We start from the raw sequence: 11,829 nt of genomic DNA on the forward strand, positions 1-11,829 counted from the left end.
TTGTTACCTTAAGCAGCATGGGTACGGACAGCATCTGCAAGATGGTTGGCTAAATCCGTTACTTCCTGAAGATCCTCACCTTCCACCATTACACGAATGACAGGTTCAGTTCCTGATTTACGAATCAATAAACGACCACGACCTTTGAGTTGTTGTTCAGCTTTTTCAAATTCAGTCACCAGCGCAGGTACAGTATAGGGATCAAACATGGCTTCTAAACGAACATTCACCAATACATTGGGCAATAAATGGAAGTCCGCAACCAATTCATGCAAGGCTTTTTTCTGTTCAACCATGACAGTCAACACTTGCAAGGCTGCAATAATCGCATCACCTGTCGTGCTCTTATCTAAGGTCAGAATATGCCCAGATGGTTCACCGCCAATCACCCAGCCATTTTCATCCAGTGCCTGCAACACATAACGGTCACCTACACTGGCACGTACAAATGGAACTTGCACTTTTTCGAGTGCCAATTCAAGTGCCATATTGCTCATTACGGTACCGACAATCCCTGCAGGTTTATGGTTTGCTTGTGTGGCAAGAATATAGAGGATGTTATCGCCATCAACCAACTGACCATTTTTATCGACCAAAACCACCCGGTCAGCATCACCATCAAAGGCAATCCCTAAGTCAGCATGATGTTCAAGCACCGCTTTTTGCAGACTTTCAGGATGGGTTGAACCACAGTCTTTATTGATATTTAAACCATCTGGTTCATTATACAAGGCAACAACTTTTGCGCCCAATTCTTTAAATACCGAAGGACCCACGTTATACGCAGCACCATTAGCACAGTCCACCACAATCTTTAAATTACTTAAGTCAAAATGGTATGGGAAAGTTGATTTACAAAACTCAATGTAACGACCGTTGGCATCTTTGACACGAACGCTTTTACCCAGGTTTGCGGTATCTTCAATTTTCAATTCTTTTTCAAGTTCTTGATTAATTGCTTCTTGAACTTCATCGGGCAATTTTTTGCCTTCACTTGAGAAGAACTTAATCCCATTATCAAAATAAGGGTTATGCGAAGCTGAAATCACAATGCCTAAACTGGCATGCATTGCACGAGTTAAATGTGCAATAGCAGGTGTTGGTAATGGACCCAATAAATGAACATAAACACCGGCAGCATTTAAACCTGCTTGTAGAGCTGATTCTAAAATATAGCCAGATAAACGGGTATCTTTCCCCATAACAACGATGGGTTTTTTCTTATTACTCATCTGTTTTAAAACTTTACCTGCTGCAAACCCAAGTTTGAGTGCAAATTCAGGTGTAATTGGAAGCTCCCCAAACTTTCCACGAATACCATCTGTTCCAAAATAACTCATTTCTTACTCACTTCTTATACATTTATGGGGATATTGATCATCCCATTTACTGTAAATACTTTACACCAAAATAAAAAAAGCCGTCATATAAATGACGGCTTTTCATGGCTTGGCTTACTAAAAATCAACCAATACGGTAGTTTGGCGCTTCTTTAGTAATAGTCACATCATGCACATGCGATTCAGACATACCAGCTGAAGTGATTTTTACGAACTTCGCATTTTGACGAAGATCTTCAATCACTGCAGAACCGGTGTAGCCCATAGATGAACGTAAACCGCCCATCATTTGATGCACGATATTGCCCATAGGACCTTTGTAAGGTACGCGACCTTCAATGCCTTCTGGTACCAGTTTTTCAGCACCCGCTTTAGAGTCTTGGAAGTAACGGTCCGCAGAACCAGTCGCACCCGCCATTGCACCTAATGAACCCATACCGCGGTATGCTTTGTAGTAACGACCCTGGAAGAATTCAACTTCGCCAGGTGCTTCTTCAGTACCTGCAAGCAGTGAACCGACCATGATCGTGCTCGCACCTGCACCAATGGCTTTTGCCATATCGCCAGAGAAGCGAATACCACCGTCAGCAATTAAAGGAATCTGTTCTTTCAATGCATTGGCAACGCTGTCAATTGCAGAGATTTGCGGCATACCAATACCCGCAACAATACGCGTCGTACAGATTGAACCAGGACCAATACCGACTTTAACCGCATCCGCACCTGCATCAAGTAAAGCCAATGCAGCATCGCCAGTTGCAATGTTACCGCCAATCACTTGAACTTGCGGATAGTTGGCTTTAACCCAACGAACACGTTCAATTACACCTGCAGAGTGACCGTGTGCAGTATCCACCACAATCGCATCCACACCTGCTTCAACCAATGCTTCAACACGTGCAGGTGTTTCAATACCTGTACCCACTGCAGCACCAACACGTAAACGACCGAGGTCATCTTTACAGCTATTTGGATAAAGCTCTGCTTTACGGAAATCAGTGACCGTAATTAAGCCTTTTAATTCGTTGTTATCACCAACAACCAATACTTTTTCAATACGATTTTTTTGTAATAAGGCTTGGATATTTTCTTTAGATTCGTTTTCACGAACAGTCACCAAGCGGTCTTGACCAGTCATGATGTTGCTAACTGGTTGCTCTAAATTGGTTACGAAACGTGTATCACGACCTGTGACAATACCGACCACTTTGCCATCTTTAACAACAGGTACACCGCTGATATTGTTGGCTTGAGTAATCGTCATCAATTCACGAACGGTTGTTTCTGGAGTCACAGTGATAGGATCTTTCACCATCCCTGCTTCGAATTTTTTCACACGACGTACTTCAGCTGCTTGAGCAGAAATATCCATGTTTTTATGCAGGATGCCGATACCACCGTTTTGCGCCATCGCAATTGCCATACGTGATTCTGTCACAGTATCCATTGCAGCTGAAACAAGGGGAATATTCAAATTAATGCCACGAGTAAGGCGTGTCTTTAACGAGACATCTTTTGGGAGAACAGTTGAGTAGGCAGGGAGTAATAAGACATCATCGAAGGTTAGCGCTTCTTGAACGATGGTCAACATAACAGTCTCACTGGTAATTTCCGTGCGCCATTATAAACAAAAAAAACAGTTTTATTCATGCTAATTTCAAACAGCAATGCAAAATAAATTTGCATTGCTGCAGATTTACGAGGTTTTTTTGTTCAAAAACAGCAACTCTGCTGCATTATGATGTTGAAGGTTTAATTTTATCTACTGTTAAACGACCTGATCAAAATCATCATCATTGATCGGTTCTGCTGTTTCGATGGGTATAAATGGAATCATATTGTATGCACGACGAGCTTTATTACATTGCTCATCGGCAATTTGCACTTCTTTGCAGCTAGAACTGCGCACTGTATAAATTGCACAACTGACCTGTTCACCAATTTCCCCCTCGAGCGCTACACAATAAGGCTGTGCCTGATTGGTGCCTTGCATACACGAATATACCGCAGTGAGCGGTTCGGTATACTGCTCGGGCATGGGAATGCCTTCCGCCCAATAGAATGAAACCCGGAAATGAGCACAACATGCTCCACAACTCAAACACGCATCCTGCGTAGCGACTTGAGACAACATTTTTTAAATTCTCGTTATCAAAGGTTTAATTTTTAGCGAGAAATCTTAAAAAATGTTGCTTTTATATGCAAGAAAAATCAGTGAACAGCAGAGATATTATTCTGGACAGGTAAATACCGTTTCATCCATCAAATCGATACCGCACTGTAAAGTTTCAATCCAATCCAGGAACTGGTTAATCTGCTCTTTACCGATAAATGGCGTACCGTGCTGTGGCACGATCATTTCAATATCCATGGTGCGAACCATATTGACCCAAAGACGAATCACTTTATTCGAACACATATAGCGTTGATGAAAGCTTTTCATCTTGGGAATATGCGCTGCAAAATTTTCCAGTGGCTTAGAAGCATCATCAACCATCGATGCGCCCATATCACCTGAAAATAAAATTTTTGCAATCGGATCATAAAACTGGAAATTACCAACCGAATGCAGGAAATGGGCAGGGACAACAATAATACGTGATTCGCCTAAAGGAATGACTCCACCGTGGTCTGGCAATTCAATCAAGCGTTCCAGCCATCCACCTTTCATTCGATCACTCATAAATGCCGAGTTCAAATGTGGTAAGAAACGTGCCCAGAGTTTAGACGCGACCACTTTGGCTTCGGTATACACCAACCAACGTGGCATAGACGTAATAATATCAGGGTCTTGGTGTGAAGCCATCACATAATCAAGATTGGTCAGGCGGGTATATTTATTCAGCTCCATGGTCAGTGGGACATAGGTTAAATCGCCGCCTGGATCCAGCACTGCGGCACGTTCATTATCTAAAATCAGAAATTGGTTGGCTTGCACCCCTTCACCTTTGACCAGACTGGTAAAGCTAATACATTTATGTGTGCCATTATCAAATAACACTTGTGATGTAGTGCGATCAAATGCCATAACCCATTCCCCAAAATATCGTTGTAAAAATGCATTTTTAATGCCATACAACATATAGGGTATTATGGCGATTTACAACAAACATGTATTGAAATATTGTCAGATTTATCAGTAAATTGTGACATATTTAGCAATAAAAAATCCCGACTAAAATGCCAGGATTTTTCACTACGATTCAACTTTAGAAGAAATAATGTTGTACCAAGGTTGAAACACCAATAATTAAGAATATGCTCGCACCAATCTTATGAATCAGTGGAATTGGCAATTTATCAGCCAGCTTATTTCCGACAAATACTGCTGGTGCATTGGCAATCATCATCCCAATTGTAGTACCGATCATCACCCAGAACACACTGTCAAAACGCGCAGCCAGAGCGACGGTTGCCACTTGGGTCTTATCCCCTATTTCAGCCAGGAAGAACAGCACAAAGGTTGCACCAAACACGCCATATTTTTGCCATTTATTAATATTATCGGTTTCATCTTCCAGTTCGTCTGGAACAAGCATCCACAGTGCCATCGCGATAAAGCCAACCGATACAATCCAAAGCAAGACGTCTGGGCTTAATACCGTGGTAATCCACTGACCGAGAACAGCCGATATGCCATGGTTCAACAAAGTTGCCAATAAAATGGCAAGCAGGATAGGCACAGGTTTACGAAAGCGTGCCGCAAGTAAAAGCGCTAATAATTGAGTTTTATCACCCATTTCAGCGAGGGCAACAATAGCGGTAGAGATAAGCAGTTCATGCATGGGATCTTTCTCTGGCTAGCAAAATTTGCCGATGACTTATCGCTCCTGCTAGCCAAAATCTGCAGAGTGATAAATCAAAGGTCTTGCCAACAAAAGAAGCTTAAGAAAAGCTGATTTGGTTCTTTGCTATGATGACCATGTTCTGTTGAACAATTATGTTGACCATCACCTTTTTACATTGCGTAAAAAGCGGCTACTCCCCAATGAAGTGAGGTGATTTTAATCGCAAAGCAGTTTTTTATCAAATCAATTTACTGCCCGGTTTTTGGGATATAGATTAAAAATAAATAAAATTTAACGATGATGATGAGATAAACCGTGTGTTCCCGACATTTTAATGATCCCTGACCATAAAAAACCCTGCCGAAGCAGGGTTTATATTATTCGTAATTGATGACCCGATTAGAGCAACAAAGTACGAATATCAGCTAGAAGCTTGGTCAATTTATTGGTGAAACGGGCAGCATCAGCACCATTAATCACACGATGGTCATAAGATAATGACAGCGGCAACATGAGACGCGGATCAAAACCTTCACCATTCCATACCGGTTGCATGGTTGCAGGTGAAATACCCAAAATCGCCACTTGAGGCCAGTTCACGAGCGGTGTAAATGCTGTACCGCCAATTGAACCCAAGCTGGTAATGGTAAAATTCGCACCTTGTAGATCTTTCGGTGATAATTTTTTCTCACGCGCCTTTTTACTTAACTCACCCAATTCAATCGCAATTTGCTTGATTGATTTTTGGTCCGGGTTACGCAGGACAGGTACAGTCAAACCATCAGGTGTTGCCACTGCAATACCCATATGGATTTCATTGCGGAGCAATACTGATTTCTGATCATCAGCCAAATGACCTGCAAAATAGGGTTCTTCTTTTAAAAGATGCGCCAAGGCTTTGGCAATGAAAGCCAAAATGGTCAGGCTAATGCCATCTTTCTTAAAGTTGCCTTTCAACTCGCCACGCCAAGCTTCAAGCTCGGTAATATCCGCTGCATCAAACTGGGTGACTTGAGGAATGAAGTTATTCAATGACAATTGCGGAACAGAAACCTGTTGCAAGCGTGTCATGGCTTTTTCTTCAGTACCGCCAAAAGCACTAAAATCAGGAAGTTTAGGCAAGCCAGAAACTTGTGCTACCGCTGGTGCAAGAGATGCTGCTTGAGGTGTCGTTAAACGTGTTTTCACATACGCAAACACATCTTCTTTCATCAAGCGGTCATGTGCACCAGACGCTTTCACTTGTGACAATACCACACCCAGTTCACGTGCCAATTTGCGTACCGCAGGACCGGCGTAGACTTTGGCATTTGCAGCGCTTTGCTCTTTAGTCAGCTTATCAGAACCTGATGCAGCGACTGGAGCTTGTACTTGTACCGCCGGAGCTGATTTAGCAGGAGCAGCTTCTGCTTTTGCAGTGGGCGCAGGTGCAGCTTGAGTGGTAGCCTTCACTTGACCTTCAATGGTCACTAAAGCCACGCCTTGGCTGACGCTTTGGCCCAATTCAACATGAATCGCTTTAATCACACCCGCCGTTGAACTTGGCACTTCAACCGTGGCTTTATCAGACTCAACCACAATGATGCTTTGATCTGCTTCAACCGTGTCACCGACTTTCACTAAAATTTCAGCAACAGTGGCTTTGTCCACACCCAGATCCGGCACGGTAATTTCAATTGCACCGCTTTGAGCCGGAACAGCTTCTGCCACAGGCTCAGATTTCGCTACGGCAGCTTGTACAGTTTCTGTTTTTGGAGCTTCAACAGCAATTTCAGCCTGGCTTGCAGCAGCAACTTCGACTTTAATCAGAACTACACCTTCTTTTACGGTGTCGCCTTCATGAACTTCAATACTTTCAACAATACCTGAAACTGAACTTGGCACTTCCACTGTAGCTTTGTCTGATTCAACCACTACAATGCTTTGGTCAACATCGATAGTATCGCCAACACTGACCAAAATTTCGCCTACGAGCGCTTTTTCAACGCCAATGTCAGGGACTTGCACTTCAACCACACTCACTGAAGAGGAAGCCGATGTAGAAGCCTGAGTAGAAGTGTGAGGTTGATGTGACGCCAGTTCCTGCATGATTTCCTGATCAGGCAGTGAGGTCGGGGTATTTTCCGAGGTCTTTTTTGAAGCATCAGCATATTGAATTTCAGTTGCTGCAGTAGACCCATCTTCTGCTTCAAGCTCGATTAAGGCTACGCCTTCAGTGACATTATCGCCCTGATTAACCAAAATGCTTTTCACCACACCTGCCGAAGTGCTAGGCACTTCAACAGAGGCTTTGTCCGATTCGAGCAATACAAGACTGTCATCAACAGCAACGATATCGCCCACTTTCACTAAAATTTCCGCAACGGTGGCTTTATCTACACCAATATCAGGAGTCGTAATTTGCATGCTTAGTTCTCCTCTTTGTAGTCAGCAACCGCGTGAACCGATGGTGTTGCCTGAGGCGCCCACGCCACTGGACGGTCTGTATCTAACTCAAAGCTCGAGATCGCATCTTTGACTAAACGTGCATCAACTTCGCCTTCATCGGCTAATTTTTTCAGTGTTGCAACCACAATGTGTGCTGCATCTACACCAAAGTAGCTACGAAGTTTAGCGCGGGTGTCTGAACGACCGTAACCATCTGTCCCAAGTGCGACAAATGGGCGGTTGTCTGGAAGATACGCACGAATTTGTTCGCTGTACGCACGCATGTGATCTGTTGCAGACACCACAATACCTTTGGTGCCACGTAATTGCTTAGACACCCAAGCTTCTTTTACTTCTTCCGTCAATGGATGTAGACGGTTGTATTCTTCGCATGCCATACCGTCACGCGCAAGTTCGTTAAAGCTTGTAACACTGTAAACATTTGAGTGAATCTGATATTCCTCACGAAGAATTTTTGCCGCTTTAATAACTTCGCGCAGAATCACACCTGAACCAAGTAATTGAACAGTGGCTTTTTCATCTTCTTCAAGCAAGTACATACCACGTTTAATCCCCTCTTCAGCGCCTTTTGGCATTGCAGGGTGTTCGTAGTTTTCATTCATGACAGTTAAGTAGTAGAAAATGCGCTCTTGATTCACATACATACGCTGTAAACCATCATGTACGATTACTGCTAACTCATAACCGAAACATGGGTCATAAGACACACAGTTTGGAATCGTGTTGGCAAGAATATGTGAGTGGCCATCCTGGTGTTGTAAGCCTTCACCGTTAAGCGTCGTACGACCTGCAGTTGCACCTAGTAAGAAACCTTGCGCTTGTGCATCGCCTGCTGCCCATGCAATGTCACCAATACGCTGGAAACCAAACATGGAGTAGTACATATACATTGGAATCATTGGCAAATTATTGGTTGAATAACTCGTTGCCAATGCCGCCCAAGCACTCATCGCACCGGCTTCGTTAATTCCTTCTTGTAGCATGTGACCATCACTAGCTTCACGGTAATGCATCAATTGTTCTTGGTCTTCTGGGGTATATTTTTGACCGTGAGCGGCATAAATACCGAGCTGACGGAACATACCTTCTAGACCGAATGTACGCGCCTCATCTGGTACGATTGGCACAACACGATCTTTAATGGCTTTTTCTTTCAGCAAAGATGAAATTAAGCGAACCATGACCATGGTGGTCGATTGTTCCTTACCATTTGAACCTGCTAATACTGCATCAAATACAGACAATTCAGGAATCGCCAGCTGTTCGCTTTCTTTACGACGTGCAGGTAGGTAACCACCTAAGGCTTCACGACGCGCCTTCATGTATTTCAATTCAGGTGAATTTTCACTTGGACGGTAGAACGGTACTTCTTCCAATTGCTCATCAGTGAATGGCAAGTTGAAACGATTACGTACATATTTTAACGATTCAAGCTGCATTTTTTTGATTTGATGCGTCTTGTTTACCGCTTCAATCTCTTCAGATAAACCATAACCTTTAACCGTTTTTGCAAGGATTACTGTCGGTTGACCTGTCGATTTCATCGCTTCTGCATAAGCAGCATAGACTTTATATGGGTCGTGACCACCGCGGTTTAAGTTATCGATGTCTTCGTCACTTAAACCTTTCACTAATTCTTCAGCTTCTGGGTATTTACCAAAGAAGTGTGCACGTGTGTAAGCACCACCTTTTACTTGGTAACGTTGGTAATCGCCATCTACCGCTTCTTCCATAATGGCTTTAAGCGCGCCTGATTTATCTTTATCAAGTAGTGGATCCCAGTGACGGCCCCAAACCACCTTAATCACGCGCCAGCCAGCACCGCGGAAAAGTGACTCAAGTTCTTGAATGATTTTACCGTTACCACGTACAGGCCCATCTAGACGCTGTAAGTTACAGTTCACGACCCATACCAAGTTATCGAGCTTCTCACGACCTGCAAGTGAAATTGCACCAGTACTTTCTGGCTCATCCATCTCGCCATCACCTAGGTATGCCCAAACCTTACGATCTTCTTCTTTAATCAAGCCACGGTTCATCAAGTACTTTTGAATGTGTGCTTGGTAAATCGACATGATTGGACCGAGACCCATCGATACCGTTGGGAACTGCCAATAGTCAGGCATTAAATAAGGATGCGGGTATGACGGCAAACCAATACCATCGACTTCACGACGGAAGTTATTAAGATGATCTTCTGTTAAACGACCTTCAAGGAATGAACGCGCATAGATACCTGGCGCACAGTGACCTTGATAATAGATCATGTCGCCACCGAAATGATCATTGCCAGCACGGAAGAAATGGTTAAAACCGACATCATACAAGGTTGCTGAAGAGGCGAAACTGGCTAAGTGACCACCGAGATCATCACCGGTTTTATTGGCACGTAGCACCATCGCCAAAGCATTCCAGCGAATCAATGCACGGATACGGCGTTCCATGTCTTGGTCGCCCGGCATTGCCGGAGTTTCTTCAACCGAAATGGTATTAAGATAAGGAGTATTTAGACGCTGAATGGGAACATGAGTAGCGATTGCGCGTTGATAGAGTTTTTCTAATAAAAATGCCGCTCGCTCCGTTCCCATGTGTTGCAAAACCGAGTCAAAAGCATCTTGCCATTCTTGGGTTTCTTGCGCGTCAGTATCACCATAAAACGCCATATTCCACCTATTCCTTGAGCCTATTTATATTCTCTATATGTACCATACTTTAGCGGGCTTCAGTTATTGCCACAGCTGAATACGGAATAGCATTATTATTTAGATAATAAATACCTGTTGACCATTCTTTACGCAATAAAACAAAAAACCGCCAATAAAGGCGGTTTTTTATACAACAAGTATTCTGTACAGTGATAATATAAGACTTAAAAGCTATAGCGGCTTTTTACTCTACTCTTTAAATGAATTACCACACTCTTTAACGATCGTTACAACTCTTTAAATTAAAACCGACAGAATGGGTTTTAAAATTTGTCATACTCAATCTTATGGCAACATTGCTAAATATGGCGAAGGGTTTTTACGTTCACCGTCTTTGACTACTTCATAATGTAAATGCGGACCGGTACAACGACCAGTACAGCCTACATTGGCAATATGTTCACCGGCTTGCACTTGGTCACCGACACGAGCAATTAAACGAGAAGCATGTGCATAACGCGTTAAATAACCATTACCGTGGTTAATTTCCACGTATTGACCATAACCGGTGCCCCAACCTGATTTAGTGACGACACCGGGGCCAGTTGCATAAATAGCAGTACCACTCGGTGCAGACATATCTAAACCTGAATGGTTTTCCGCACGACCACCCATGGTACGACCACCATAAGATGAGCTAATGCGTTTCATGTCAGGAAGAGGATGGGCTACCAACCAAGAGTAAGCATTGTTAGAATAGCTTTTTGAGGTGCTTGAACCGTATTTTTTTGCGAGCGATTCATTGTTTAATTCAACAGTTTTTTCACGTAATTTAACGCTCATTTTAGTTTCAGCAGGAATATCAATATCATTTGATTCTGCATAAGAACCTTGAGCCAAAGTACGGGTCAATTGTTCAATACGATCTGTTGATACGTCGTTAGAATTTAATTCTACTAAATCAGCAAAAGCTACAGATGCGGCAGACGCTGCCAATGAAAACGCTAATAAAATACGTCTCGTATGCATAAAAAACCTCTTTTAACTGTTCTTAGTTAATGTCCTTGCGTGATCTCTTCCTTGATATCTACTGAAAGGAGCGCATAAGATTAAGACACAAATATGAAGGAACAATGTATGTCTGAACCGGTAAAGCTCTTTCAACAAACAAGAAAACACTTAAAAACAGGAAACTTTACGTTTCTCTCTACACAAGTTGCTGCATGGCAGAAACTTACAAAACTTATTCAACCGCTATTGCCCCAACCAGAGCAATGGCAAGTTGTATGTTATGAAAATGGCATTTTGACGATTACCGGTGCAAATCAAGCCATGATTAGTCAACTGGCATATCTTCAAAAGCAATATATAGCCCAATTATTACAATTGTCTGAATTTAAAGATTTGCATAAACTGCAAGTTCGTTTAAGAATTCAAACACAAACACCACTCAAGCCTGAATCTCTGACCAGATCCCTTAGTCCAGATACCCAAGATTTAATTCGTGGTGCTGCTGACTTTGTGAGCGACCCTAAGCTTAGCCAAGCAATGCTACGTTTGGCAAGCAATAAAAAGTAACCGGCACTTTGATGTCTTTGAAATCAGTCA

At 42.9% G+C, this 11,829-nt stretch carries 9 protein-coding genes and 1 riboswitch; of the genes, 1 reads left to right on the top strand and 8 read right to left on the bottom strand.

What is annotated here, in order from left to right:
• Positions 1-8: 8 nt before the first annotated feature.
• From glmM to HLH14_RS03270, 8 genes are all read right to left on the bottom strand, one after another.
• Positions 9-1,340 carry a phosphoglucosamine mutase gene (gene glmM / locus HLH14_RS03235; protein WP_171532667.1) on the bottom strand — a complete coding sequence of 444 codons (1,332 nt, stop codon included), beginning with the start codon at positions 1,338-1,340 and terminating at the stop codon, positions 9-11.
• A 124-nt stretch (positions 1,341-1,464) separates the two neighbouring features.
• A complete protein-coding gene (gene guaB, locus HLH14_RS03240) occupies positions 1,465-2,931 on the bottom strand; it encodes an IMP dehydrogenase (RefSeq protein WP_171532668.1) in 1,467 nt (488 codons plus the stop codon).
• A 177-nt stretch (positions 2,932-3,108) separates the two neighbouring features.
• Positions 3,109-3,474, bottom strand: coding sequence for a YkgJ family cysteine cluster protein (locus HLH14_RS03245; RefSeq protein WP_171532669.1), 366 nt, complete (start codon positions 3,472-3,474; stop codon positions 3,109-3,111).
• Positions 3,475-3,570: 96 nt separating this feature from the next.
• A complete protein-coding gene (locus HLH14_RS03250; protein WP_067725461.1) occupies positions 3,571-4,368 on the bottom strand; it encodes an oxygen-binding di-iron domain-containing protein in 798 nt (265 codons plus the stop codon).
• A gap of 181 nt (positions 4,369-4,549) precedes the next feature.
• Positions 4,550-5,125 (bottom strand): TMEM165/GDT1 family protein, encoded by a 576-nt coding sequence (locus HLH14_RS03255; protein ID WP_131271367.1) that lies wholly within the window; start codon positions 5,123-5,125, stop codon positions 4,550-4,552.
• A 72-nt stretch (positions 5,126-5,197) separates the two neighbouring features.
• Positions 5,198-5,339: riboswitch (yybP-ykoY riboswitch) on the bottom strand.
• 188 nt (positions 5,340-5,527) lie between these two features.
• Complete coding sequence (locus HLH14_RS03260; protein WP_171532670.1) at positions 5,528-7,534, bottom strand: 2-oxo acid dehydrogenase subunit E2; 2,007 nt, start codon at positions 7,532-7,534, stop codon at positions 5,528-5,530.
• A 2-nt stretch (positions 7,535-7,536) separates the two neighbouring features.
• Positions 7,537-10,239, bottom strand: coding sequence for a pyruvate dehydrogenase (acetyl-transferring), homodimeric type (gene aceE / locus HLH14_RS03265; protein ID WP_067725458.1), 2,703 nt, complete (start codon positions 10,237-10,239; stop codon positions 7,537-7,539).
• Positions 10,240-10,566: 327 nt separating this feature from the next.
• Positions 10,567-11,250: a M23 family metallopeptidase gene (locus tag HLH14_RS03270; RefSeq protein WP_171532671.1), complete on the bottom strand. Its 684-nt coding sequence runs from the start codon at positions 11,248-11,250 to the stop codon at positions 10,567-10,569.
• A 108-nt stretch (positions 11,251-11,358) separates the two neighbouring features.
• Here HLH14_RS03270 and HLH14_RS03275 point away from each other — a divergent pair, with 108 nt between their 5' ends.
• The gene (locus HLH14_RS03275; RefSeq protein WP_131271370.1) at positions 11,359-11,799 is read left to right on the top strand and encodes a DUF721 domain-containing protein; all 441 of its coding nucleotides are present in this window, start codon (positions 11,359-11,361) and stop codon (positions 11,797-11,799) included.
• The last annotated feature ends 30 nt before the right edge of the window (positions 11,800-11,829 follow it).

Origin of the sequence: Acinetobacter terrae, from assembly GCF_013004375.1 — a bacterium.
Lineage (GTDB): Bacteria > Pseudomonadota > Gammaproteobacteria > Pseudomonadales > Moraxellaceae > Acinetobacter > Acinetobacter terrae.